26 protein-coding genes are annotated in these 23,378 nt (G+C 73.8%); 8 read left to right on the top strand and 18 right to left on the bottom strand.

What is annotated here, in order from left to right; genetic code table 11:
* Positions 1 to 70: 70 nt before the first annotated feature.
* The 5 genes from ACTWP5_RS11415 (at position 71) to ACTWP5_RS11395 (ending at position 4,893) form a co-directional block, all read left to right on the top strand.
* Positions 71 to 415, top strand: coding sequence for a hypothetical protein (locus tag ACTWP5_RS11415; RefSeq protein WP_443220732.1), 345 nt, complete (start codon positions 71 to 73; stop codon positions 413 to 415).
* Between the two features lie 8 nt (positions 416 to 423).
* The gene (locus tag ACTWP5_RS11410; protein WP_443220731.1) at positions 424 to 1,698 is read left to right on the top strand and encodes a glycosyltransferase 87 family protein; all 1,275 of its coding nucleotides are present in this window, start codon (positions 424 to 426) and stop codon (positions 1,696 to 1,698) included.
* Positions 1,695 to 2,552, top strand: a complete 858-nt coding sequence (gene thiD, locus ACTWP5_RS11405) for a bifunctional hydroxymethylpyrimidine kinase/phosphomethylpyrimidine kinase (protein ID WP_443220730.1) — start codon at positions 1,695 to 1,697, stop codon at positions 2,550 to 2,552. The genes ACTWP5_RS11410 and thiD overlap by 4 nt, the downstream gene beginning before the upstream one ends.
* 145 nt (positions 2,553 to 2,697) lie before the next feature.
* Entirely contained in the window at positions 2,698 to 3,381 is a 684-nt protein-coding gene (locus ACTWP5_RS11400) for an O-methyltransferase (protein ID WP_443220729.1), read from the top strand.
* Between the two features lie 207 nt (positions 3,382 to 3,588).
* A complete protein-coding gene (locus ACTWP5_RS11395) occupies positions 3,589 to 4,893 on the top strand; it encodes a DUF4241 domain-containing protein (RefSeq protein WP_443220728.1) in 1,305 nt (434 codons plus the stop codon).
* 63 nt (positions 4,894 to 4,956) lie between these two features.
* Here the strand turns inward: ACTWP5_RS11395 and ACTWP5_RS11390 are convergent, their stop codons facing one another.
* The 5 genes from ACTWP5_RS11390 to ACTWP5_RS11370 form a co-directional block, all read right to left on the bottom strand.
* Positions 4,957 to 7,089 (bottom strand): eCIS core domain-containing protein, encoded by a 2,133-nt coding sequence (locus ACTWP5_RS11390; RefSeq protein ID WP_443220727.1) that lies wholly within the window; start codon positions 7,087 to 7,089, stop codon positions 4,957 to 4,959.
* Between the two features lie 101 nt (positions 7,090 to 7,190).
* Positions 7,191 to 7,448: a hypothetical protein gene (locus tag ACTWP5_RS11385; RefSeq protein WP_443220726.1), complete on the bottom strand. Its 258-nt coding sequence runs from the start codon at positions 7,446 to 7,448 to the stop codon at positions 7,191 to 7,193.
* Positions 7,449 to 7,612: 164 nt separating this feature from the next.
* Positions 7,613 to 8,191: a hypothetical protein gene (locus ACTWP5_RS11380; protein WP_443220725.1), complete on the bottom strand. Its 579-nt coding sequence runs from the start codon at positions 8,189 to 8,191 to the stop codon at positions 7,613 to 7,615.
* 117 nt (positions 8,192 to 8,308) lie between these two features.
* Positions 8,309 to 8,860: a hypothetical protein gene (locus ACTWP5_RS11375; RefSeq protein ID WP_443220724.1), complete on the bottom strand. Its 552-nt coding sequence runs from the start codon at positions 8,858 to 8,860 to the stop codon at positions 8,309 to 8,311.
* 34 nt (positions 8,861 to 8,894) lie between these two features.
* Positions 8,895 to 9,449 carry a SigE family RNA polymerase sigma factor gene (locus tag ACTWP5_RS11370; RefSeq protein WP_443220723.1) on the bottom strand — a complete coding sequence of 185 codons (555 nt, stop codon included), beginning with the start codon at positions 9,447 to 9,449 and terminating at the stop codon, positions 8,895 to 8,897.
* A gap of 281 nt (positions 9,450 to 9,730) precedes the next feature.
* Here ACTWP5_RS11370 and ACTWP5_RS11365 point away from each other — a divergent pair, with 281 nt between their 5' ends.
* Positions 9,731 to 10,198: a hypothetical protein gene (locus ACTWP5_RS11365; RefSeq protein WP_443220722.1), complete on the top strand. Its 468-nt coding sequence runs from the start codon at positions 9,731 to 9,733 to the stop codon at positions 10,196 to 10,198.
* Positions 10,199 to 10,296: 98 nt separating this feature from the next.
* Here ACTWP5_RS11365 and ACTWP5_RS11360 read toward each other — a convergent pair whose 3' ends face one another.
* From ACTWP5_RS11360 to ACTWP5_RS11350, 3 genes are all read right to left on the bottom strand, one after another.
* Positions 10,297 to 11,277 (bottom strand): AraC-like ligand-binding domain-containing protein, encoded by a 981-nt coding sequence (locus tag ACTWP5_RS11360; protein ID WP_443220721.1) that lies wholly within the window; start codon positions 11,275 to 11,277, stop codon positions 10,297 to 10,299.
* Positions 11,278 to 11,517: 240 nt separating this feature from the next.
* The gene (locus ACTWP5_RS11355) at positions 11,518 to 12,429 is read right to left on the bottom strand and encodes a hypothetical protein (RefSeq protein ID WP_443220720.1); all 912 of its coding nucleotides are present in this window, start codon (positions 12,427 to 12,429) and stop codon (positions 11,518 to 11,520) included.
* Between the two features lie 116 nt (positions 12,430 to 12,545).
* Positions 12,546 to 12,971, bottom strand: a complete 426-nt coding sequence (locus ACTWP5_RS11350) for a peptidase inhibitor family I36 protein (RefSeq protein ID WP_443220719.1) — start codon at positions 12,969 to 12,971, stop codon at positions 12,546 to 12,548.
* A gap of 485 nt (positions 12,972 to 13,456) precedes the next feature.
* Here ACTWP5_RS11350 and ACTWP5_RS11345 point away from each other — a divergent pair, with 485 nt between their 5' ends.
* A complete protein-coding gene (locus tag ACTWP5_RS11345) occupies positions 13,457 to 13,651 on the top strand; it encodes a hypothetical protein (protein WP_443220718.1) in 195 nt (64 codons plus the stop codon).
* A gap of 371 nt (positions 13,652 to 14,022) precedes the next feature.
* A complete protein-coding gene (locus ACTWP5_RS11340) occupies positions 14,023 to 14,451 on the top strand; it encodes a hypothetical protein (protein WP_443220717.1) in 429 nt (142 codons plus the stop codon).
* 39 nt (positions 14,452 to 14,490) lie between these two features.
* Here the strand turns inward: ACTWP5_RS11340 and ACTWP5_RS11335 are convergent, their stop codons facing one another.
* From ACTWP5_RS11335 to ACTWP5_RS11290, 10 genes are all read right to left on the bottom strand, one after another.
* Positions 14,491 to 14,952 carry a hypothetical protein gene (locus ACTWP5_RS11335; protein WP_443220716.1) on the bottom strand — a complete coding sequence of 154 codons (462 nt, stop codon included), beginning with the start codon at positions 14,950 to 14,952 and terminating at the stop codon, positions 14,491 to 14,493.
* Between the two features lie 128 nt (positions 14,953 to 15,080).
* Positions 15,081 to 15,467: a hypothetical protein gene (locus ACTWP5_RS11330; RefSeq protein WP_443220715.1), complete on the bottom strand. Its 387-nt coding sequence runs from the start codon at positions 15,465 to 15,467 to the stop codon at positions 15,081 to 15,083.
* Between the two features lie 305 nt (positions 15,468 to 15,772).
* Positions 15,773 to 16,585, bottom strand: a complete 813-nt coding sequence (locus ACTWP5_RS11325; protein WP_443220714.1) for an endonuclease I family protein — start codon at positions 16,583 to 16,585, stop codon at positions 15,773 to 15,775.
* 388 nt (positions 16,586 to 16,973) lie between these two features.
* A complete protein-coding gene (larC, locus tag ACTWP5_RS11320) occupies positions 16,974 to 18,164 on the bottom strand; it encodes a nickel pincer cofactor biosynthesis protein LarC (protein WP_443220713.1) in 1,191 nt (396 codons plus the stop codon).
* 27 nt (positions 18,165 to 18,191) lie between these two features.
* Entirely contained in the window at positions 18,192 to 19,046 is an 855-nt protein-coding gene (gene larE, locus ACTWP5_RS11315) for an ATP-dependent sacrificial sulfur transferase LarE (protein ID WP_443220712.1), read from the bottom strand.
* The gene (locus ACTWP5_RS11310) at positions 19,043 to 19,708 is read right to left on the bottom strand and encodes a GntR family transcriptional regulator (RefSeq protein ID WP_443220711.1); all 666 of its coding nucleotides are present in this window, start codon (positions 19,706 to 19,708) and stop codon (positions 19,043 to 19,045) included. Before ACTWP5_RS11310 ends, larE begins: the two co-directional genes overlap by 4 nt.
* Positions 19,709 to 19,759: 51 nt before the next feature.
* Positions 19,760 to 20,707, bottom strand: a complete 948-nt coding sequence (locus tag ACTWP5_RS11305) for an NAD(P)-dependent oxidoreductase (protein WP_443220710.1) — start codon at positions 20,705 to 20,707, stop codon at positions 19,760 to 19,762.
* Positions 20,694 to 21,737, bottom strand: a complete 1,044-nt coding sequence (locus ACTWP5_RS11300; RefSeq protein ID WP_443220709.1) for an ABC transporter substrate-binding protein — start codon at positions 21,735 to 21,737, stop codon at positions 20,694 to 20,696. Before ACTWP5_RS11300 ends, ACTWP5_RS11305 begins: the two co-directional genes overlap by 14 nt.
* Positions 21,737 to 22,543 carry an ABC transporter ATP-binding protein gene (locus tag ACTWP5_RS11295; protein ID WP_443220708.1) on the bottom strand — a complete coding sequence of 269 codons (807 nt, stop codon included), beginning with the start codon at positions 22,541 to 22,543 and terminating at the stop codon, positions 21,737 to 21,739. Before ACTWP5_RS11295 ends, ACTWP5_RS11300 begins: the two co-directional genes overlap by 1 nt.
* Complete coding sequence (locus ACTWP5_RS11290; RefSeq protein ID WP_443220707.1) at positions 22,543 to 23,307, bottom strand: ABC transporter permease; 765 nt, start codon at positions 23,305 to 23,307, stop codon at positions 22,543 to 22,545. The genes ACTWP5_RS11295 and ACTWP5_RS11290 overlap by 1 nt, the downstream gene beginning before the upstream one ends.
* Positions 23,308 to 23,378: the final 71 nt, after the last annotated feature.

Below are 23,378 nucleotides of genomic sequence, written 5' to 3'. Positions count from 1 at the left end.
TTCGATCCCCCTCCCCTCACACGCCGCCCACCGCGTCGCTGACCCACGACCGCCGACAAGGAGCTGTCTCGTGCACACTCCCCCGACGTATCCCACCTTCGTAGCCGCATCTCCGGACCAGCTGCTGGCGGTCAGGCAGGCGCCCGAGTTCGTCAACGCGCCCGGGGGATGTCACAGCCGAGAGGTCATGGGCTTACCCGTCCCGCGGCCGGGCACGCACACCCTCTCCGTCGGCTCCCGTGGCCTGCCCGCCCACTGGTCCGCCGTCGTGGTGCTGTTCGCGCCGCACGCCCGACGGCGCCACGCGCGCACCGTCGACCGCGACCTCCTCGACGTGCTCCCGCCGCCGTACGCCAGGCTCGTGGAGAACCGCTGGGCCCTCCGCGAGCAGCCGTCCTCCCCGGCGGGGAGGTGACCGCCACCATGGTGACGATCCCCTCCTCCAGAACGCGGTCCCTCTGGGCCGTCGCGGCAGTCGCGGTCGCCCTCGGGCTCACCGCCTTCGCCTACCTCGTCATGAACGACGACCCCTTCTGGGCGATGGACCTGCAGGTCTACCGCGAGACGGGCTCCGAGTTCGCCTCGGGTGACAACCCCTACCCCGACCAGCAGTCGGGCCTCTACTTCACCTATCCGCCGTTCGCCGCGCTCCTCGTCGTCCCCCTGTCCCTGGGCAGCCTGTCGGCCGCGGCGGCGCTGTTGATCCTCGTCTCCGTCGCGTGCCTGATGGGCGCCGTGTGGTTCGCCCTCGGGCTGCTCGGTGTACGCGACCTCGCCCTGCGGGCTCCCCTCACCTTCGGCGCCACCTTCGCGGTGATGTGGCTCCAGCCGGTGTGGGACACCTTCTGGCTCGGCCAGGTGAACCTCATCATCCTGTTCCTGGTGATGTGCGACCTCGCCCGTGACGGAAGGAAGGGGCAGGGCGTGCTGATCGGCGTCGCCGCGGGCATCAAGCTCATGCCCGGGATCTTCGTCCTGTACCTGCTGGTCACCGGTCGCGTCAGGGCGGCCGTCACCGCCACGGCCACCTTCGTGGGCACCGTGCTGCTCAGTCTCGTGGTCCTGCCGAAGGCGGCCTGGCACTTCTGGACCGACGCGTTCTTCGACACGAGCCGGTACGGCTACCCACAGAACTCGCTCAGCCAGTCGCTGCGCAGCGCGGTGGCCCGGGTGACGCACTCCCCGGACGGCCTGGAGCCGGCGTGGTACGCCGCCTCCCTGGTGACGGTGGGTGCCGCGCTGGTGGTCGCCGTGCACGCGGAACGGCGTGGCCACAGGCTCCTGGCCATCGCGACGGTCGGGATGGCCGGGGTGCTGATCTCGCCCGTCGCGTGGGAGCACCACCTGGTCTGGGCGGTCCCCGGCTTCCTCTTCCTCCTCCACCTGCTGGTCACCCGGCCCGCGACCCTCGCCTGGCGAGCCGGGCTCGTCACGCTGATCGGGCTGCTCGCGGCCCTGTACGTGCTGAGCCCCGTCGAGCGGGTGGAGTACGGCGAACAGGCCGCGCTGAACTACTCCGGCATGGACCAGCTCATCGTCAACGCCTACCCCCTGGTGGGCGTGCTGACGATCGTCGTCCCGGCGGCGCTGTACCTCGCACGCGGACGCACCTCGGCGTCGCGCGCCCCCGCAGCGCCGCCTGACGCCCCCGCGCGGGACGGCGGGCCGGCACCGACGGAAGCGAGGTCCGAGCGGTGACCCGAAGGGAGCGAGACGACGCGGCGGACCACGCGGCGGACCACGCGGCGCCCCCGGTGTGCCTCACGATCGGGTCGTCCGACTCCGGTGGTGGAGCGGGTGTCCAGGGGGACATCAAGGCCCTGGCCGCCATCGGATGCTTCGCCGCGACCGTCGTGGTCGGCGTGACCGCGCAGAACACGACCGGCGTCCTGGGCCGACACACCGTGCCGGTCGACTTCGTGTGCGCGCAGTTCGACGCCGTGCGGGCCGATTTCGCGGTGCGGGCCGTGAAGGTGGGAACGACCTGGAGCGCGGAGCACATCACCGCCATCGCCAGCCGGCTCGCGGGGCTGCCGGTGCCCGTCGTCGTGGACCCCGTCATGGTCAGCGCGGCCGGCGGGGACCTGGCGGGCTCCCATGCCCGCGCCGCGCTGGTCGACGCGCTCTTCCCCGTCGCCGAGGTGGTCACGCCGAACGTGGAGGAGGCCCGGCTGATCACCGGCGACGATGCGGCCGGCCCCCGGACGCTGGCCGAGCGCCTGGTCGAGCTCGGTGCGCGGGCCGCGGTCGTGACGTCCGGCGGCTCGCACGACGGGGACTGGTTCGCCGACGGCCGGTCGCTGGTGCGCCTGGACCGGCCGACCCACCGCACCGGGGCCGAACACGGCGCGGGATGTGCGCACTCCGCGCTGATCGCCGGGCTGCGGGCGCACGGACACCCGCTGCCCGAGGCGGTCCGGCGGGCCACGGAGATCGCCTCGCGCGCCGTGCGGGACGGTCTGACGTCGATCGGCCGAGGGGTGCACCCCGTCGACACCCTGGGGTTGTCGCCGAGGAGGCCGCGGGCGCGCGTCCCCGCGCACCACCCGTGACGCGTTCCCGCCACGCACCGGCGGCCGACCCCGCGTCCGGACCGCCGGCCCGGCACGACTCGGCAGGTCACGACTCGGCAGGTCACGACTCAACCCGACTCAACCCGACTCGACCCAGCTCGACAGACCGACACGAGGAGCGCTGGTGCGGCCACTTCCCGCCTACGACACACGGCCCGAGCAAACCCGTTCGCTCTACGAGTACGTCCTGGCCCACAACCCGCCACTGCATCCCGTCCAGCAGGAGCTCGTCGAGCTCACCCAGGCCCGCTTCCCCGACCGCGCCTACCTCCAGACCGCGCGGGAGCAGGGCCCGCTGCTGGCCTTCCTGGTGCGGCTCGTCGGCGCGCGGCACGTCGTGGAGATCGGCACCTTCACCGGCTTCTCCTCGCTGTCCATGGCGCTGGCGCTGCCCGCGGACGGCCAGCTGGTCGCCTGCGACGTCTCCGAGGAGTGGACCGCGTACGCCCGCGAGGCGTGGCGGAAGGCGGGCGTCGAGGACCGCTGCGAGCTGCGCGTCGGCCCGGCCCTGGACACCCTGCGGGCCATGCCGGCGGAGCCGCACATCGACCTCGCCTACCTCGACGCCGACAAGGAGGGCTACGTCGCGTACTGGGAGGAGCTGGTGCCGCGGATGAGCCCCGACGGACTGATCGTCGTGGACAACACGCTCTACGGCGGCTCCGTCACCAACCCGGCGGCCACCGGCGGGGCGGCGGCGGTGCGGGCGTTCAACGACCACGTGTCCGCCGACGCCCGGACCGAGGCGGTGCTGCTGACGGTCGACGACGGGCTGACCCTGGCCCGTCGGGCGCCGACCCGCGGCTGAGGGCCAGCCGAACACGGCGCCCTCGACGCCGGCACGGAGTCGTGACGGTCGGCGGCTTCGGGCCCCGGGGGTGGCGGCGACCGCGCCTTGCGAGGCCCTGGGAGGCCGGTGGTACTCGGGGATGTCAGTGAGAACCGCCATGATCGGGGGCGGAGTGTGGGGTGCGGCGCGTGGACGCGCCAGTGAGGCGTGTGAGAGGGCGGGGCGATGGGCGACGAGGCGGGACGCGTGCTGGAGGTCGCCTACGGGGAGGCGTGGGACCCGGTGGCGCGGGCCGTGGTGGGCCCGCTGTGCAGGGACACCGCCAGGGCCCGGGACACCGCGGGCGAGCAGTACGCGGTCGTCCTGCGGGAGCCAGGCCGGCCGCAGCCGGAGGCGGTGCTGCACGTGGCCGGGGCGCAGGGCTTTCTCGGCGTGTGGCACTACGACGCGTACGGGCGGCGGACGCGCGAGGGCGACCTGCGGCGGCTGGAGCCGGACCGGCTGTTCCTGCGCCACGTCTCGGAGTGGGACTATCCCACCCCGGAGACCGAGGAGTTCGGCGAGGAGGCCGGCCGGACCACGACCGAGTTGGAGCCCGGCGGCGGGGGCCACCAGCGGCTGGAGCCCGAGGGGCCGCACGGTCCCCGCACGGACGTCCCGGCGCGGATACCCGAGCACGAGCGGTGGTGGCCCGTGCCGGAGTTCGGCGCGTGGGCCGGTCTCCTCGGCGCGACGCGGCCGGGCGGGCCGCGCGAGGCGCTCCGGTTGACCCTCCACGACGTGCCGGACCCCGATCCCGCGGACCGGGCGCCGGCCGGAGGCGGTGTGGCTCCCGGCTGGGCGCCGCCCTGCGTGACCCCGCCGCGCGGTCTGGAGGCACTGTTCACCCCGGGCTCCACGTTCCCCGACGACACCGCGCCAGGGAGCGTCAGGACCGTGGCACCGCCCCTCGCCGCGGGCGATCTGCACCTGCCCACCGGCCGGGTGACGGCCTGCGACCCGACCTGGGACGAGCCGGTGCCGGGCTTCACCGTGTCGGTCGCGCCGGGCACCTACCCGGTCGAGGTCGCCCGGCTCTCCCACCCGCCGCGCGGGATGGGCCAGCGGGCGATCACCATGGTCGCGGCGGCCCGGCTGGTCATATCCCGCGCTCCCACGGCGACGTGGGAGATGGCCGTCCTCCCCGGCCAGGACGCCCGGCTGCTGCGCGCGGGGACGTTCTACGGCTTCGGTGTCGACGGCGGCACCGGATGCTTCGTCGACGCGTCCGCCGCCGAACGCCTCTGCGCGCGGTACTGGGAGGCCCTGGCGGAGGGCCTGGACGAGGACGGGCGGGCCGTCTTCGAGGAGACCGAGGACGGCATCACCACGATGACCGAGGACGGCGTCAACCTGATCGCCTACCCCAGCGGCTACGGCGACGGCGCGTACCCCGTGTGGATCGGCCGCGACGCGGGGGGCGGTGTGACCTGCTTCGTCGCCGACATGTGCATGGTCGGCGACGCCCCCGGACGGCTGCCGCCGTCCTGAAGGCTGTCCCGTCGTCCCCGCCGGGGACTGCGGGGCGGCGTTCAGGGCACGTTCGCCCCACCCCTACCGCGCGCGGGGGCCGACGAGTTCCCGGTACAGGGCCTCGCGGTCCTCGGTCCCCTGCACCGTGTACAGGATCCGGTTCCGCCAGTCCTGCTTGATCTCGTCCAGGAACGTGCGCCAGTTCCCGCTCGGATGGCGGGAGCCCATCTCCGCGAGGTCCACGAGGCGCTGGTTGTCCTTGAGCTTGCCCTGGCCGATCTTGTCGCCCTTGTGGCCGTGCAGGACCGACTCCGGGTTGGCCGTGGCCTCGCTGGAGGTGAAGTCGTGCTCGTACCCCACGGGGCTGGGCGCGCCCGGTCCGATGGTCTCGATGCCGACCATCAGGGAGCCGACCTTCGTGGCGGTCGGCGGCTGGAAGACCATCAGCATGTGGCCCCAGGACCCGTTCGGCAGGACCATGTCGCCGTTCCAGTCCCGGGAGGCGAGCCCGCCGCCGGATATGTCGTGGCCCAGCAGCTCCGCGGTGTCCACGCCGGGGACCGCCGGGGCGACGAAGTTCGTCAGGGAGGCGGGCAGCTCGCCCTTCTCCTGGAAACGGCCGGGCTCGTCGCCCTTGCCCTCCGTGATGGACACCCGGTGGGTGGCGAAGGACCGGCGCGTCACGTGGGCCGTGGGCTGCCACTTGCCGGGCTCGTTCGGCACCGGCTGGGTGATGCCGAGGAAGTCCGTGAGCGCGTGGGGCGACTCGCCCTCGGCCAGGGCGGGGATGCGGAAGGTGACCCGGCCGCCGTGTGCCAGGGCCCGGATGACGTCCTTCTCGTAGTCGGGCAGGTGCTTCTTCTGCTTGTCGTCGTAGAGTTGCAGCCCGTGCCGCAGGACGAGCAGCACGTTCGTGAGGAGGTCCCGGGCGCTGCGGTCCTTCGGCAGGTGTTCCACGACGGTCGGGGAGTTGATCTGGGCGTGCCGGCGACGGGGCGGCAGGCCCTCCGGGTGCAGCGTGTCGATGGCGGTCCGGCGAATCTGCTCGTCGCGTTCCTCCTCCAGGAGGCGCTTCTCCTCCGGGCTGACGCCGGGCGCCTGCGTCGTCAGGAAACGCCCCAGCGTGTAGTCCGGGGACGTCGGTGGGGCCTCGCTCGCCTCGCGTACCGCCGGGTGCTTCGCCCGGACGGCCAGGGTCGCGGTCAGCACCCGCCTGCCGGCGGGGAGCTTCAGCCAGTTCTTGAACTGGCCCCTGGTCCCCTTGATGTACGTCTCGGCCTCCTCGTAGGTGCCGATGCCCACCTTCTCGAGCCAGTCGGGCTTCATCGTCGAGAGCGCCCGGATGTCGGCCAGGTCCTGGTCGTTGAACGGCTCGCCGCGCATCACCCGCCGGTCGAGGGTCTTGCGCAGCCGGGCCGGCCCCTCCACCATCCACTGCTCGGGCCACCACGTGCCCGGCGCCAGGACCTTGGTCTTCATCTTGTCGAGCACGGTGTGCTGCTCGATCGAGTTGCTCAGCCGGGCGATGATCCGCGCCGCCTCGGCGTCGCCCGCCTCCTCGGCCGGCGCCGCGGGGGCCTTCGTGTCGACCCGCTGGATCGTCGCGGTCCCCGGGCCCGCCGCGTGACGGTGGGTGTGGGGCTCCGCGGCGGGGCCCGCCGCCGGAACGGCGCGCTGGACGGGCGTCGGATCGGCCATCACCCGCTCCGCCACGGCGACCGCCCTGCGCTCCCCGTGGTCGTCGGGGTGCGAGACGCGCAGCCCCGCACCGTTGTCCGTGCCGGGCACCGGTCCCTGGGCCTGGTCCAGGGTGTGGGCCAGTTCGTGGGCCCAGTCCTTCCTGGTCAGGCCGCCGCCGTCGACGATGTGGGAGCCGCTGGTGAACGCCCTGGCCTCGACCGCCGCCGCGGCGCTGCGGGCCGCCGGACCGTCGTGGACCCGCACGCCGCTGAAGTCCACCCCGTCGAAGCGCTGTTCCATCTCGTCGCGCAGCGCCGGCTCCAGCGGTCGCGACGGCGAGCGCAGGGCGGCGTCCACCTCCGCCCGCTGGATCTGGGCCCGCTCGGCGCCGGCCTCCTCGGCCGAGCCGGGACCCGAGGCCAGGCGCTGCAGGTGCCTGGCCCAGGCCTGCGTCATCGACACCGGCCGGTGACCGCGGGCCGGGCCCGCCCCGCGGTCACCGGCCGACCCGCTGTCCCGCTGGAAGGAATGCACGGACGTGGCTCCTGGAGAACTCGACGACCTCGCCACGGTGGCGGCTCGGCTGGGGCTCCTGCCAGTCGTACACGGCGGCGCGCCGTGGTGTGAAGGGACGCTCAGGCAGCCTCGTTGCCCGAGCGCTGCCCTGAGCCCTGCCCCGAGCCCTGCCCCGGGGGACCGGCCGGTGCCCTGAGGTGACGGACCAGGGCGGCGTTGCCGGCGGCGCGCTGGAGGAACGCCAGCCGGGCCAGGACCTCGCTCTCGGGGGCGTCGCGCGCGATCCGTTCACGGGTGCCGGCCCCGGCACCGGCCCTCGCCCTGTCCCCTGCCTTGGCCTTGACCGTTCCCGTGACGGCCCGCGGCTGGTCATCCATCGCCCACCTCGCCTCCGCCTCGGCCCTCGTGAGGACGTGACACGCGTCGATCGCGCCGCGTTCGATCCTAAAGCTCCGTGAAGGCATGGGTGCCGTGTCGTGCCTCGCCGGCGGCCGGACCCCGGCACGGCGTGGCCCGGTCGAGGCCCCGGCCGCCCGGAAGGTCAGGATCGGTACAGCGACTCCAGCCGGGTCACCCGCCCCTCGCCGTCGAAGCTCAGGTCGAATCCGACGAGCACGCGCTCCGAGGGCGACTGGGCCGTCAGCCGGCTGACGAACTCGGCCTGGGAGTACGGCGTGGTCGCCTCGTCGTCGCCGAGCGGGACCGCCAGCAGCACCTGGGCGTCCTCGGCGAGGGCCACCTCGGTGTACGGCCCCTCGCCCGGGACGATCTCCCACGCCTCGAAGTGTTCGGTGACATGGGCCTCCTTCTCGGCGGGCCGCACCGACAGGTACGTCTGTCCGTCGCTGGTCCAGGCGTCCTCGATCTGCGCGAACTGCTTGGTCCCGGCCCACGGGGCCACGCCGTCCGACGCCGCCGTGTCGTCCGGGTCGGCCTCGCCGCCCGCCTCGGTGGTCGGGTCCGTCCCGTCGGCCGACGCGGTCGGCGTCGCCGACGCCGTGGGCGTGGCGGCCGCCTCCCCGTCGCCCTCCTCGCTGCACGCGGTCAGGGTCAGGAGGCCGAAGGCGAGGACGGTCAGGCAGTGCGCGGCGGCCCGGCGGCGCGGGAGGTACGTGGTCAAGGGATCCCCCAGGGGTCAGGTGTGTTCGGGATACACGGCCTCTACGCGCGACCCCACCCGTCGGGTTGCACCCGGATCCGTTTCGTCACCGACCGCCGGTCCCCGGGCCCCCGGGACTCACTCGGCGAGCCAGTACGCCTCCCGCAGGGACCGCACCCGGCCCTCGTTGTCGTAGTCGATGGCGAAGGCCCACCGCGGTCCGCCGGCCAGCTGGTCCACCAGGTCGCCCAACGGCACGTCCGCGGGAGCCCCGCCGGTCAGCCGTCGCGCTTCGACCAGCGTCTCCCGCGACAGGGTCAGCGCGTGCACCACACCGGTGGGCGTGGCGGTCTCCCCCTCGGTGCGGAGCTGCTCGACGGTGACCCGCACCCTGTCGCCCCTCGGCACCGCGCCGTACACGTAGCCCAGCTCGCTGGCGTACTCCTCGCCCGGAGCGGGCGTCGGCGGCACGAACGACGAGGCGCTCGGCGTCGGGGCGAGGGCGGGCGGCTCGGACTCCTGGGCGGCGCGGCTCAGCGACAGCCCTCCCACGGCCAGCGTCACGGCCAGCATCGCGCCACCGGACGCCAGCGCGGCCCGCCTGCGGCGCAGGCGCCGCTCACCACGCGCCCGGATCCGCTCGGCGGCGATCGGCTCCGCGTGTCGCTGACCCGACGCGGCGAGGTCCACGAGGTCGGCGAGGTAACCGTCCAGCTCAGTCTCGTCAGCGATGACGCACCTCCGACAGGCCCGTTGTCCGGGGGTCGAGATCAGTATCGGCCAGCAGCCGTGCCAGCGCCGCCCGTCCCCGGCTCAGCTGGGCCTTGACCGTGCCGACGGGGCAGTCGGCCTCGGCGGCGACCTGTTCGACCGTCAGGTCACACAGGTGGTGGAGCACCACGGCCCGTCGTTGCGCCTCGGGGATCTGCCGCAGCGCCTGGACGAGCAGCACGTGGTGCGGTTCCGGTGGCGGCACCGTGGCCGGCGCGCCCTGCCGTCGGACGAAGGCGAGCGCGGTGCGCACCCGACGCCACCGGCTGACCGCAAGCCGCCAGGCCACCGTGCGGACCCACGCCTCGGGGGCGCCGTCCAGGTCCAGCTCGGTCCGGCGCTCCCAGGCCCGGACGAAGGCCTCCTGGACCACGTCCTGCGCCTCGGCGAGGTCGCCTGTCATCGCGTACAGCTGGCCGATGAGCCGGCTGACGCTCGCGGCGTAGAAGGCGTCGAACGCCCGCTCCTCCGCGCTTCGGCCGCCGCGCGGTGTGTCTGGTGGTGCCACGTGCCTCTCCTGTCAGCCTGCACGGTGCCACCCGACTCCCCCGCACGACAAGAGTCCAGGGACTCGGGTGCGGCCTCGGTGACGTTCGCCCGAGCGTTCGCCGGGCCTTCGCCGGCCTTCCTGAGGCGTTCGCCCACGCGTCCCGCGCCCCGCGGGGCCGGTGTGGCCGGTGGGGCCGGTGGGGCCGGTGGGGCCGGTGGGGCCGCTGGAGCAACGGTCCCGCCGAGTCCACCGTGTCCATCGAGTCCTCGGGCGGGCGGATCGTGTGATGTCCTGCCCGGGTGACTGTTGTCCTCTCGACCCTCACGGCGGTGCTGGGAACCCTGCTGGGCGTGGTGGTGACCCACCTGTTCCAGCGGGCGTCGGCCCGGCAGTCCCAGAGCTTCGCTGCTCTCCAGCAGCTCCGTTCCGAGCGCCTGACCGTGTACAGCGACTTCGCCGGGGCGGTGACCGACTTCAGGCGGGGCCAGCAGGACCGGTGGCACCGCAGGGCGGAGGACCCCGACGGCAGCGCCTGCTTCGAGGCGCGGCTGGAGGCCTACCGCCTGCGCGGCGTGGCGCTCCACGCGCTGTTCCGCGTCCAGCTCATCGCCAGCAGCCAGGCGCTCTTCGACGCGGCACAGCTCGCCTACGAGCTGACCTCCGGTGCTCACAAGGCTTCCAGTCACGCCGAGCTGGGCGAGCTCGCAAACCGGGCGCGGCAGGCGTTGGAGCGCTTCATAGCGATGGCGTCCTCCGACATTCGATGAGCCTCGGCCGCCGACCGTCGGCTTCCGGCAGCCCGACTCCGGCAGGCCGACTCCGGCAGGCCGACTCCGGCAGCCCGCGGCGCGGTGCCCCGGGCCGTTCAGGCCGCCTCGGGGGCCGGGGCGAGCGCCTGGAGCCGGTGGTCGCGGGGGGTGGTGCCGTAGGCGGCCTGGAAGGCGCGGGTGAACGTCGCGTGGTGGGTGAACCCCCACCGCGCCGCGATCACGTGGACGGGCACACGCCGCAGCGCCGGATCGGCCAGGTCCCCCCGCGCCCGCTCCAGCCGCCGCTCCCGGATCAACGCGGCCACCGTCGTGCCCTCCTCCCGGACCAGCCGGTGCAGGTAGCTCACCGAGATGTGGTGCGCCACCGCCACCACCCGCGGGCCCAGCTCCGGGTCCCCCAACTCCCGCTCGATGAAGGCCCACACCCGCCGCTTCAGGGATCGCGTGCGGGTCTCGGGCGGGAGGCTGTCCTCCGCGTCGAGGTGTTGGGCGAGCGTCGAGGCGAACAGGTCGACCACGACGGTCTCCAGGGGGAGGGTGTCGGCGGACCGTAAGCCGCCGGCCTGCCGGGCCAGGCCGGTGAGGAGCCCGGCCAGCAGCGCGCCCACGCCGTCCCGGCCGGACAGCCGCCGTGTCAGCAGCCGGTCGACGGCCGCCGGGCGCAGCGGCACCAGCCGCTTGGGCACCTCCAGGCCGATGGCCGTCAGCTCGTCCGTGACGCACTCCCACGGGCGGGAGGTGTCGACGACGTACATCCCGGTGGGCTCGCACCGCGCCTCGCGGCCGGCCTGGCTGATGGCGACCGTGCCGCGCCGGGCGAGCGTCAGGTGGTAGAACTCGGGGTCCGCCTGCCGGATCAGCCGGGGCGTGCGGGCCCAGCTCATCGGCTGAAGCCTGGTCGGCCACACCCGCACCTCGCCGAGTCGCAGCAGACGGGTCTCCGCGCGGAAGTCGGCGGCGTACGCGCTGCCCATCTCCATGGGGCACAGCATCCGCGCCATGAGGTCGCGCCAGTACTCGAAGCGGTCGGACGCCACCGCGACGTCTCCGGTACGGAACACCCCGTCGGCCAGCATCGAGCCCTCCCCGTCCCACGGTCCCTCGTGAACGGTTCCCCCGCCGGGAGCTGTGCATCCGTCGTCAGGCCGTACGGGAGACCCACACCTGGTGAACGGAAGGTGACGTCCGGGCACGGCGGGCGTCGGCCGCGCGGGGTGCGCGTGGGGTGCGCGTGGGGTGCGCGTGGGGACTCCTCGGCGGCACGGGGCCGGAGGGCCGGCCCGGCGACAGCGGCGCCGGTGGGCGGGCGCGGCGGGTCAGTCGCGGTCCAGGGTGGCGCGGGCGGCGGCCAGCCACCCGTCCTTCCACGCCCCGAACGACGCGAGGTCCCCAGGGTTCTCGCGGATGACCTCGCGTTGGACGCGTTCCTCGGTGCCGGACCAGACGGCCACGAGGTCCGTCTCGCGCTTGCACCGCACGTCCGCCTCCGCCACCGCCCGCTCCCGGGCCGAGGGGCGCGGGGACTCCCCCCACGCCGGGTCGTTGAACGCTTCGAGCGGGTCGGCGTAGTCGAAGCCCGCGCCCGCCATGCAGGCGCGCCACGCGTCGAGCACCGCGACGACCTCGGGGGCGCGGCGGGCCTCATCGTACGCCTGCGAGATGTACCGGACGAGCACCGACATGTCGGGGGCCGTCACGCCGCGTTGCAGCTCCGCGTGGGCCTCGCCCCAGCAGCCGCCGGTGGCGCCGTTCTCCCCGAACGCCGCGAGCCGCTGCTCGGGCGGCAGCTCGTCGCGGGCGTCCCACACGGCCTCGCGGCGCTCCTGGGCGGGGGTGGGCGGCGGCAGGTGGTAGCCGTAGCGGGAGGCGTCGGCGGGGTCGGTCAGGCCGTAGCGGCGGAGGTTCGGCGGGTCGGCGTGGCGGGCGGACGGCGGTGGCAGCGCCTCCCAGTCGAAGCCACGCTCGCGCATGCAGGCGCGGATGAGGACGTCCTCGGCGGACGCGATGGTGTGCGTGTCGAGTGCGGTGAACTTGTAGGCGTCCAGCGGCAGGAGGAGGGCGCCGGGCTGGGCGTCGTTCTCGGGTGGCGGCGTTCGGGTGTCCGCCCGCGTCGGGGGCGCCGGCGCCTGGTCGGCGGGGGCGCCGGAGACGGTGACCGTGACGCCGAGGGCGAGGGCCAGGGCGGCGCACAGGGCGAGGGGGGCGATGAGTCGGCGCGGAGTCGCCACGGTGTTCCTTCCTGGGGGCTGAGGCCGGGGGGGTCGGTGCTGGGGGGGCGGCGCCGCCAGGGTCGGCGGGCCGGGGGGCGGTGCCCGCGGGTCGCGCGGCACCGCCCCGTCGGGGTTCAGCCCATGACGATGCAGCTGGCCTGGTTGTTGAAGGCGAAGGGCCCGAGGTCGCGCACGCCGTAACCGGGCGCCAGTCCGAAGTACTCGCCGGAGCAGGCGCCGCCGCTGGAGTTGCCGAACTGGTAGAGGGTGCCCCACTGGTTGGTGAGGTTCTGCGCCGACGAGGTGAGGTTGTCGACGGAGGTGTTCGTGCCGTCCCACTCGTCGTTGGCGAAGTAGCGGTCGGTGCCGTTGTAGGACTTCTGGTTCCCGGTGTACTCGGGCCACTCGAAGATCCAGAACCGGCCCTCCACGGCGGCGGCCGGCCGCAGCTCCTCCACCGCGTCGGCCGGGGCGGCCGAGGCGGCCGAGGCGTTCGGCGCGAAACCGAGCGTGGCGGCGGTTCCCAGCGCGACCAGCGCGGTGGCGAGAAGGCGTCGCATCACTGTCGTTCCTCCAGGTCAGGAAGGGCGAAAACCGTTCCTTCACAGGATGGTCACGGGAGGCTCGGATGTCGTTGACGGCTGGTGCACGGCTTCTTGACGTTGCGTCGTCGGTGGCGCGCGCTGCGGCCCACACCCGCGGAACCCACCACCCGGCCGCCGTCCCCGCGCGGGCGGGGCCCCGGAGCGGCCTCGCGGACACGCGCCGTGTGCGCGGTCGTGCACGCCAACGCCCGCTTCCCCTCGTCGCGTTCGGGCCTCCCCCGGCGGACATCCACAGGAGGGCGGCGGCGATCGCCGCCGTGGAGGAGACGGAAGGCAGGAGGCGACGATGGTCGGTTTCGGGACGGCCCCGTCCGCGAGGCCGGACGGCGACGACTCGCTGTACGAGCCGCCGTCCGGGTCGAGGTGGGCGGATTCACCGAGCTGACCCTCGGATGGTCTGAGGGAAACAGGCTGGAGGAGGGCGGCGAGGGCCTGCGCTGGTGGTGCTAGACCCGCTGGGCGACGCGTGGTTCGCCGTGCTGCCGGACGGGCGGGCGGGGCGTGCCGCGGCACGCGCGCTGCGACCGCGCGTCGACCGGGTGGTCGCCCACGGCTCCGGACGGCCGTGGCTGCTGGGCCGCTGGCCCCGCGACCAGGTCGTGCGGCCGAGGCGGGTGCCGCGCGGGTGGCGGTGATCGGGCGGTGCCCTGTCACCGCCGAGGAGCTCGCGCGCCTGGTGCGCACCATCGACTCGTCGAGCGGGTGGAAGTGATCGCCGGGCGGCTGGCGGGGAGTTTCCATCTCGCCGCCTCGGTCGGCGGACGGGTCCGGGTGCGGGGCAGCGCCTCGGGAGTGCGGCGCGTCCACCACGCCCGGCTGGAGGGCGTCACCGTGGCCGCCAGCCGCGCCGACGTCCTCGCCGCGGCGATCGACGTGCCGGTGGACGTCCGGATGCTGGCCGCCCGGCTGCTGACGCCGGGCACCTGGCCGCGCCGCGCGCGGCGGCTGGCCGACCTGGCGAGCCGGCTGACGGCGACCGGCCCTCACCCGCACCTGCTCGGCAACGGTGGCGCCGAGCTGTTCCGCGTCAGTCCCCGCCACCTCCACGCCCTGGTGCGCGAGCACCCCCTGCGGGCGTTGCCCCGCGTCCGCGCCCACCGCCTGCATCACCGGCAGCCGCTGGGGCCCCTGCTGCGGGAGTCGCCGCGGCCTCGGCGCCGCCCCGCTCCTGGCCCGAGCCTCCAAGGGGGACTACTCGGCGGACTTCTACGCGTCGCTGCACCACCACCGGGCCGACCTCGTCGCGTTCCTCGCCGACTCCCTCCTCGCCGACCGCGGACTGATCGACGCATCGGCGCTGCGTGCCGCGCTGCTGGCGCCCCACCCCACCCCGTGGATTCTCAGCCCGCTGGTGCGGACCCTCGCGTGCGAGGCGTGGCTGCGTTCCCTGCGCTCGGCCGCGCGCCGGGACGGTTCCGGTGGGGGCGGCGGATGACCCGCCGCCCGGGTGGCGGCGGGTCAGCGGGTCAGCGGGTCAGTCGTAGAAGCTCACGGTTCCGCCGCCCGTCTCGATGCGTTCCACGTAGAACTCCGCTCTGTTGTTACTGCCGTCGACATAGGAGCCGATGTTCTCGTAGAGTTCGCACCCCCCGGGCTGGAGATAGCTCCGGAAACTCGTGTCGACGAAGTCGTCGCCGTTGGTGTCGGCTTCCCTGAGGCGGTGGTGGCCTCCCTCGGTGACGCAGAAGAGAAAGTCACCTCCGGCCGAGAGGGCCTGTTTCGTGATGCTGTATCCCGAGGTCTGGACGAATCCCGACTCGGCGACCAGGTCCCATTCACCGGGTCCCGCCGCGATGAACTCGGCCGTCAGGGGTGAGGAGTCCACCGCGTTCGCGGGCTCCCGATCGTCGTGCGCCAGCGCCGGTGATGCGCCGCTCGCCAGAATCGCGACGGCGGCGGCCGTGACCGCGACGAGTGTCCGTTGTGTGCGTGCCATGAACCCTGCCTTTCGTCCGAGGCCACGCGGGGCGTCCGCGGAGGACGCCCGTGGCGTTGGCCCCTTGGCCCTGCGTGATCACTGGAGGGCGGGGGCCGTGCGCATGCGGCCCCCACCCGGCTCGGGGGTCAGTCGTAGTAGACCGCGGACCCGGCACCAACGCTGTTGCGCTCCAGGTAGAACTCCGCTCGGTTGTTGCTGCCGTCGACCCAGCCGCCGATGCTGAGGTAGTCCCTGCACGCACCCGCGGGGAAGTACTCGAAGTCGTAGTGGACGAGGTCGTCCAGGTCCGTGTCGTCCTCGCGCAGGCGGTAGTAGCCGCTCGTGGTGACGCAGGCCCGGAAGTCGCCTCCGGCGGAGTGCACCGGCTCGGTGTAGTCGTACGTGATGCCGTTGATGAACGGTTTCGTTCCGACGTGGTCCCATGCACCCGGTCCTGCCATGGCCGGTCCCGTCCCGGCGATTCCGGCGGCGAGGACGAGTGCGGCGATCGTCGCGGTGCGCAGACGTGGCATCAGTTTCCCCTTCTGTGGAAGAACGACAGTTCTTGTGCAGGGCCCGTGTCGAAGATTAACCGGGAGGTGAACGGATCACGCGTCTCGCCCGGAAAGCGGGCGCAAAAGCGCCACGTTCGCCAGTCCCCGCATGGTTTTCTCCGACCGGGATTCCGGCCGGCCCCAGAAGGGTCGTCCCCGCCTCGCGGCCTGCGCGTCCGCCTGCCACGGGCCACGCCTCGAAGGTGCGAGGAACGCGACGCGAGCCACCCGTTCTGACCGTGGTCAGCGGGTGGCTCGCGTCGGTACGTCCGCTATGGGAAGGGTCAGCCGAAGATCTCCGCCGCCCACTCCGGGTGGTCGATGAACGGGTTCCGGTTGTGTTGGTACTGCGCGTGGATCAGCTCGTTGCGCCGCTCCTCGAACGCGTCCGGCGGGTCCTGCTCGTGCCACTCCAGCAGGGTGGACAGCCGGCCCATGTACGGGCTGCCGCCGTTGTCGACGTCGTCGTTGACCGCCAGGTCGGCGAACCCGTCGCCGCCCTCGTAGCGGACGTCCATGTAGAGGACCATCCGCGCGACGTCGCCCTTGTCCTCGTCGCGCGGCTCCCAGGAGTCGCCGTCGGCGTAGTTGCCGGGCGCCCCCGTGACCGGCGAGCCCCCGTCGTCGAAGTCGAGGTTGCCGCGGCGGCTGTTGACCTGGACGTCGGTGGGGCGCAGGTGGTGCACGTCGGTGCCCGGCCCCGGCGAGGTGCCGAAGTCGCCGTGCGACTGGGCCCAGACGTGCTCCCGGTTCCAGTCGCCGACGTCGCCGCCGTTCAGGTCCGCGTCGCGGGACTCGCCGGTGTAGAAGAGGACGACGCTGTTCGGGTCGGCCGGGTCCTGGTCGGTGTCCTTCAGGGCGTCCCAGACCTCGCTGTAGGTGAGCGTGGTGGTGCCGGTGCTGATGATGTCGTGCAGCGCGTCCCGCAGCGCGTCGCCCGTGAGGCCGGCCGCGTCGGCGTAGTAGTCCTCGACGTCGAGGGGTTGGGCGTCGGCGGCGGCGGACGAGGGCTCGGTGGCGGTGGCGCTCGTGGTGACGAGGCCCACCGGCGCGACGAGCGCGACCGTCAGGACGCCGGTCAACAGGGTCCGGTGCATGGGGGAACCTCTCGCTTGTGGGGGATGAGGTGTGCATGCCACGTCCGGGCGTTCGGCAAACTACGCGCGTCACGCGGCGCACGCGGATCACACGACGGTCAGGGCGTTGGGACGAACAGGGCCGTCACGGCGCTCGGATACGCGACGGGCCATCCGACCTGTTCGACGATCGACGCGCACGACGAGTGCCGCGTCCCTCCCCGCGGCAGGTACGTCGCCGCCATGGCGAGGAACCGGCTCGTGCCGATCAGGGCGGTCGACCCGACGGCGGCCCCGCTCCCACCGCCGCGCACCCACCCGGCGCCGCCGTCCCCGCGACGCGCGGCGCCGGAGCGCGTTCGGCTGAGGCCCCGCCGCTCTGCGGCGGACGGCGCGTTCTCCGCCGGGCTCAGCCGCCGGGAGGGATCGACGCGGTCGCCCGGCGCAGGAGTTCCTTGACGGGGATGCCGGTCGCGGTCGCGGCGGCGAGCAGGTCGTCGTGTTCGGCCTGGACGTTGACGGGCTCGCCCGCCAGCCAGGCCACCTTCAGCCGCACGGGGTGGCCCGCCACCTCGGTCGTCGTCTCGGTGCGGTCGAGGGCGTGCTTGGTGGCGGGTGTCTCGCGGACGCCGATGGACGAGGTCTCGCGGAAGATCGTCTCGCGCACCGCCGCCCGCCGGTCGGTGCGCACGAGGGCCGAGACGGTGTGGGCCGGGCGGCCCTTCTTCATGAGGATCGGGGTGAGCCAGGCGTCGTCGGCGCCGGCCGCGAGGAGTCGGTCCAGCACGACGGGCCACAGCCGCGGGTCGAGGTCGTCGACATTGGCGGCCAGGACCACCGTCGCCTCGGGGGCGCGGGGCGCGGGCCGGTCCAGCCGGTCGCCCAGGACGACGCGCAGCACGTTCGGCGCCCGCGGGATGTCGGCCGTGCCGGCGCCCGCACCGGCGCCGGTCAGGCGCATCGCCGGCACCGGGCCCCAGTCCTGGACGAACGTCGCGAGCAGGGCCGCCCCCGTCGGGGTGCACAGCTCCCGCTCGACGCCACCGCCCGTCACGGGGGCGTTCACCCCGCCGAGCAGCGCGACGACGGCGGGCACCGGGACGGGCAGCCGGCCGTGGGAGGTCTGGACGGTGCCGCTGCCGACGGCGACGGTGTCGGCCCCGACGCGGTCGACGCCGAGGTCGTGCAGGGCGGCGCAGACGCCGACGACGTCGGCGATCGCGTCGAGCGCGCCCACCTCGTGGAAGTGCACCTCGTCCAGCGGCAGCCCGTGGGCGCGGGCCTCGGCCTCGGCGAGGCGGTGGAAGGTGGCGAGGGCACGGTCGCGGACGGGCGCGGCGAGGCCGGGGCCGGCCTCCTGAAGCAGGCGCCGGATGTCGCTCCAGCCGCGGTGGTGGTGGCTGTCGGCGGTGTGGACGTGGGCCTTCAGGGCGGCCAGCCCGGCGCGCCGGACGGGCTCGGTCGTGATCTCGATGCCCTCGGTCCGCACCGCGCCCACGGCCTCGCGGACCGCGTCCAGGGAAGCCCCGGCGTCGAGCAGCGCGCCGAGCAGCATGTCGCCGCTCGCCCCGCTCGCGCACTGGAACCACGCGTCCACCATGTCGTCTCCGTTCCTTCCGGACCGTCCTCAGGTCCGTCGCAGGGGGGTGGGGGCGAGTTCGACGCCGCTGTACCCGGCGGCGCGGCCCGCGGCGAGCACCCGCCCGACCAGGTCGTGCTCGCGGACGAACCGCAGCTCCTCGGGCCCCAGTTCGACGCGGGCGGTCGCGCCGTGGTGGCGCACGCGCAGGACGCGCAGGCCGAGCCCGCGCAGGTCGGCCTCGGCCCGCTCGACGCGGCCGAGGCCCTCGATCGTGACGGGGGTGTTCACCGGGATGCGGCTGGCCAGGCACGGGGCCGACGGCTTGTCCCAGACGGGCAGGCCGAGCGCGCGGGCGAGGGCGCGGACCGTCGCCTTGTCGATCCCGGCCTCGGCCAGGGGCGAACGGACGCCGAGTTCGACGGCCGCCCGCGCGCCGGGGCGGTCGCCGGCGGCCCGGTCGTCGGCCGTGTCGCCGTTGAGGAGGAGCTCGCTGCCGGTCCCCGCCACGGCCTCGGCGAACGTCCGGGTGTAGAGCTCGTGCTTGCAGAAGTAGCAGCGGTTGCCGGCGTTGGCGACGTAGCGCGGGTCGTCCATCTCGTAGGTCGTCACCTCGACCAGCCGCACGCCGAGGCCGGCCGCCGTGCGGCGGGCCTGCTCGCGTTCGGCGGCGGCCAGGCTCGGGCTCACGCCGAGCACCGCCACCACCGCCTCGGCGCCGAGGCACCGGACCGCGAGGGCGCAGGTGAGCGAGGAGTCGACGCCGCCGGAGAACGCGACCGCGACGCTCGACGCGCCGGCCAGGGCGGCGCGGAAGCGCTCGGCGGCGGCGGCGAGTTCGCCGGTGAGGGCGGCCCGCGGGTCGAGGGTCCGGCTGGCTTCGGCGGGTGGCGCGCCGCTCATGATTCCTCCTCGTGCAGTCGGGACAGCAGGCGCTCGCGCACGCGGGCGACGTGGTCGGTCATCCGGGCGCGGGCCAGGGCGCCGTCCCCGGCGCGGATGGCGTCGAGAACGGCCTGGTGCTCGGTCAGGGCGTGGGCCGGCCAGCTCTCGCCGCCGGCGACCATGGCCAGCGACATACGCTGGAGGACCGGCTGGAGTATCCGCACCAGCTCGGGGTTGCCGGAGGCGGCGAGCACGCGGGCGTGGAAGGCCGTGTCGGCGCGGATCACCTCGGCCGCCGCGTTCGTCTCGTACGCCGTCCGGTGGTCGGCGTGGATGCGTTCGAGGCTGGCGGCCAGCTCCGCGTCGCCGCGCGTCGCCGCCAGCTCGGCGGACAGGCCCTCCAGTTCGGCGCGGACCTGGTAGAGGTCGACGAGCGCCGACAGGTCGGCGGAGGCGACGACCGCCCCCTGGTGCGGGCGCTCGGTGCTCAGGCCCTCCTGCACCAGGCGTTGGACGGCCTCGCGGATGGGGCTGCGGCTGAGGTTGAGCTCCTGCGCGAGCGCGGGCACGCTCAGCCGCTGCCCGGGCAGCAGCTGGCGGCTCAGGATGCGGTCCTTGATCAGCTCGTAGGCCTGGTCGGCCAGACGGGACCTGTGGATCGTCTTGCTCACCGATGTCACCGATGTCTCCCCTGCGAGGACGGCCGGCGCGGCGCGCCGGTCGTGCGGCTCTCAGCGGGCGTCATGTCGCCGCGCTCGCCGTCCGGTGAGGTGTTCGAGGGTCTTCACCACCGCGATGGAGTCCTCGTCACCCAGGCCGGAGGCAAGCGCCATCGTATTGAGGTGCTGCGCCGCGCGCCCGGTGGCGACCGGCACCAACAGCTCGTCAGCCAGCGCCAGTGCCAGGGCGTTGTCCTTGTGCATGAGGCGCACGGAGAACGTCGGGCTGAAGTCGCCGTCGACGGCGCGGGCGGCGACGTCGCGGAACATCGGGCTGACGGACGCGGCGCCGGAGTCGACGACGACGTCGACGAACGCGCCCGGGTCGAGCCCGGCGGCCTCGGCCAGGACGAGCACCTCGGCGGTGACCGCGTTGATGGTGCCGAGCATGAGGTTGTTGAGGACCTTCGTCGCGGCGGCGGAGCCGGTCGGGCCCACCCTCACGACCCGCTGGGCCACCGGCGCGAGGACGTCGGCCGCGAGGGCGGCCAGCTCCTCCCCGCCGCCGACGGGGATGGTCCAGGAGCCGACGGAGCCGGGCCGGCCGAGGATCGGGGCGTCCCCGTACCGGCCGCCGCCGGCCGCCATCGCGGCGGCGGCGGCGCGGGCCGTGGCCGGGTCCACGGTGCTGGTGTCCAGCACGGTGACCGCGCGGCCGTCGGCGGCCTTCGCCGCGTGGTCGGCGATCTGCGCGACGACGTCGAGGACGATGGCCGGGGTGGGCAGGGAGAGGACGACGACCTCCGAGCGCGCGACGAGGTCGGCGAGCCCGTCGGCCGGCACGAGCCCGCTCTCCCGGGCGCGCTCGACGGCCGCCGGGACGGCGTCGTGGACGAGGACGGGGCGGTCGGGCCCGGAGATGCCGGCGGCCAGCCGGGCCCCCATCACCCCCAGGCCGACGACGCCGACGGTGGGGACGGCGGAACCGGCGGAAACGGCCGGGCGCTCACCGCTGCTCATTCAGGTACTCCTCCGCGGTCTCGATGAACGGGGCGGTGTCGAAGAACTCCTCCGGGGGCACGAACTCGGGCACGCCCCCCAGCTCGACGAACGCCTGCTCGGCCTGGCCGACGACGTCGAGGACCTCGCCGCTGCGGTACTTCTCCAGCCACTCCTCGTTGGAGAAGTCCTGCTGGAACTGCACCTGGTACTCCAGGTCCTCCAGGGTCGCCTGACCGGCGTACGCCGTGTCGAGGACGGTCTGGAGCGCGTCGTCGTCGGCGCGGAACGCCTCGTTGGACGCGAGCCAGCCGCGGATCAGGTCGCGCACCAGGTCGGGGTTCTTGTCATACCACTCGTTGTTGGCGATCCAGCCGTCCGCCACGGCCGCCTCGGGGTAGTTGCCGGCGTGGTCGATCTCGACCGCGCTGGGCACGCCCTCGCGCAGCCGCAGGTCGAACGGGACCCACAGGGCGACGGCGTCGACGGAGCCGGAGACGAACGCCTGGAGGGCGTTGGGCATGGTGGCGTTCACGATGTCGACCTCGGACCGGTCGACGCCGGCGTTCTCCAGTGCGGCGTGGAGGTAGACGTCGGCGGTGGTGCCCTCGGTCAGCGCGAGGGTCTGGCCCCTGAGGTCCTCGACGTTCTCGATGCCCGAGTCGCCCTGGACGTAGAGCCGGGCGGTGGCCGTCTCGAAGGAGTTGACCATGAAGATCCGGCCCTGGCCCCGGGCGGGGAAGTTCGAGGTCACGCCGCCCATGATCGCGACGTCGATGTCGCCGCTGACCAGGGCCTGGCTGACGGCGATGCCGGTGTCGAACTCGATCGCCTCCACGTTGACGCCCTGTTCGGCGAAGTGGCCCTCGGTGACGCCGTAGGTCAGCTTGTCGTCCACCGCGATGGTGTGCAGGTAGCCGATCTTGACCGTCTCGGCCCCGGCGGGGGCGTCGGGCGACTTCAGCCCGCCCTCGTCGAGGAGCCCGCAGCCGGCCAGCGGCAGGGCCAGCGCCGCGGCGAGGGCGGCGCGGGCACGAAGGCGCCGGCGCATCACTTGGCCACCTCGGCGGGGGCGAAGCTGGACATGCCGCGCATGACCTCCTCCAGGTGGCGGCGGAGCTCGATGAACTCGGGCGAGGTGCGCGACGACGCGTCCCGAGGCATCGGCACGGGAACGTCGATGATCTCGTGGACCCGGGTGGGCCGGTTGGAGAGCACGACGATCCGGTGGCTGAGGAAGATCGCCTCCTCGACCGAGTGGGTGATGAACATGGCGGTGCGCTGCTCCTCCTGGTTGGCGGTGTGGAGCAGTTCCTGCATGAACTCACGGGTCTGCGCGTCCAGCGCCGCGAAGGGCTCGTCCATCAGCAGCACGCTGGGGTTCGTGGCGTAGGCGCGGGCGATCGCCACCCGCTGGCGCATGCCGCCCGAGAGGGCCTTGGGCAGCGTGTCCTCGAAGCCCTTGAGGCCCATGAGGCCGACGTAGCGGTCGACGATCGTCTCGATCTCCGCCCTGTCGTGCTTGTTGGCCCGCAGGGTGAGGCCGAAGGCGATGTTCCTGCGGACGGTCAGCCAGGGGAAGACGGCGTACTGCTGGAAGACGACGCCCCGGTCGCGGTGGGGGCCGGTGACCTCGCGGCCGTCCACCACGACGTCGCCGCCGTCGGGACGGGAGAAGCCGGCGGCCATCGTCATCAGGGTGGACTTGCCGCAGCCGCTGGGGCCGAGAACGCTCACGAACTCGCCCTCGCGGACGGTGAAGGACACCCCGTCGAGGACCTCCTTGCGCGTCTTCCCGGCGCCGAAGCCCATCCGGACGTCGGAGAAGCGGATCTTGTCGTTGTGGTTCGCAGCCATCAGGCCACCCTTTCCTGCCAGCGGACGGCGCGCTTCATCACGAGGGCGAGGGCCCGGTCCATGACCAGGGCACAGATGCCGATGAGGACGACACCGCCGTAGACCATGTCGATCTGGAAGAAGTTCGCGGCGTCCTGGATGGTGGCGCCGAGGCCGCGACGTGCCGCGATGAGTTCGGCGGCGACGAGCGTGGCCCAGCACACGCCGAGCGCGACGCGGATGCCGACGAGGACCTGGGGGATCGCCAGCGGGACGACGACCCGCGAGAAGAGCTCCCACTGGGAGGCGCCCATGGCGCGGGCGGCGCGGATGTAGATCTCGTCGAGCGCGGCGATGCCCTCGTAGATCACGACCACGGAGGCGAAGAACGCCGCGTAGATCAGGATCGACAGGCGCGCCTGCTCGCCGATGCCGAGGTAGACGATCACCAGCGGGATCAGGGCGATGGGCGGAAGCGCCCGGAAGAAGCTGATCACCGGGTCGAACATCATGCGCAGCGGGCGGTACCACGCCAGCAGGAAGCCGACCGGCAGCGCGATCGCGCTGCCCGCCGCGACGCCGATCAGCACGCGCAGCACGCTGAGCTGAACATCACGCCACAGGTCCTGCTCGGCGAATCGGTCGGCGAGGACCGTGAGGACCTCGTCGGGGCGGGGCATCTGGCCCTCCGGCAGCACGTCGGCGAACGCGACCACGTACCAGGCGGCCAGCAGGAGAGCGAATCCACTCGCCGGCAACAGAATCCGGCTCAACACTTTCGTCACGGGGAAGGTCCTTCGGTCGGGCAGTCGGCGTCAGCGCCGGCGGCGACGACAATTACATGTAATGTGTAGAT

It is taken from the genome of Streptomyces sp. 4N509B (assembly GCF_052245655.1).
Lineage (GTDB): Bacteria > Actinomycetota > Actinomycetes > Streptomycetales > Streptomycetaceae > Streptomyces.
The sequence above is the reverse complement of the archived record's forward strand: the minus strand, read 5'-3'. Positions and strand labels throughout refer to the sequence as shown.

Bases quoted from the DNA above. Each gene is read 5' to 3' on its own strand.
- ACTWP5_RS11410 (WP_443220731.1), top strand. From the start codon at position 424: ATGGTGACGATCCCCTCCTCCAGAACGCGGTCCCTCTGGGCCGTCGCG.
- ACTWP5_RS11395 (WP_443220728.1), top strand. From the start codon at position 3,589: ATGGGCGACGAGGCGGGACGCGTGCTGGAGGTCGCCTACGGGGAGGCG.
- ACTWP5_RS11385 (WP_443220726.1), bottom strand. From the start codon at position 7,448: ATGGATGACCAGCCGCGGGCCGTCACGGGAACGGTCAAGGCCAAGGCA.
- ACTWP5_RS11360 (WP_443220721.1), bottom strand. From the start codon at position 11,277: ATGCTGGCCGACGGGGTGTTCCGTACCGGAGACGTCGCGGTGGCGTCC.
- ACTWP5_RS11350 (WP_443220719.1), bottom strand. From the start codon at position 12,971: ATGCGACGCCTTCTCGCCACCGCGCTGGTCGCGCTGGGAACCGCCGCC.
- ACTWP5_RS11335 (WP_443220716.1), bottom strand. From the start codon at position 14,952: ATGGCACGCACACAACGGACACTCGTCGCGGTCACGGCCGCCGCCGTC.
- ACTWP5_RS11330 (WP_443220715.1), bottom strand. From the start codon at position 15,467: ATGCCACGTCTGCGCACCGCGACGATCGCCGCACTCGTCCTCGCCGCC.
- ACTWP5_RS11325 (WP_443220714.1), bottom strand. From the start codon at position 16,585: ATGCACCGGACCCTGTTGACCGGCGTCCTGACGGTCGCGCTCGTCGCG.
- larC (WP_443220713.1), bottom strand. From the start codon at position 18,164: ATGGTGGACGCGTGGTTCCAGTGCGCGAGCGGGGCGAGCGGCGACATG.
- larE (WP_443220712.1), bottom strand. From the start codon at position 19,046: ATGAGCGGCGCGCCACCCGCCGAAGCCAGCCGGACCCTCGACCCGCGG.
- ACTWP5_RS11305 (WP_443220710.1), bottom strand. From the start codon at position 20,707: ATGAGCAGCGGTGAGCGCCCGGCCGTTTCCGCCGGTTCCGCCGTCCCC.
- ACTWP5_RS11300 (WP_443220709.1), bottom strand. From the start codon at position 21,737: ATGCGCCGGCGCCTTCGTGCCCGCGCCGCCCTCGCCGCGGCGCTGGCC.
- ACTWP5_RS11295 (WP_443220708.1), bottom strand. From the start codon at position 22,543: ATGGCTGCGAACCACAACGACAAGATCCGCTTCTCCGACGTCCGGATG.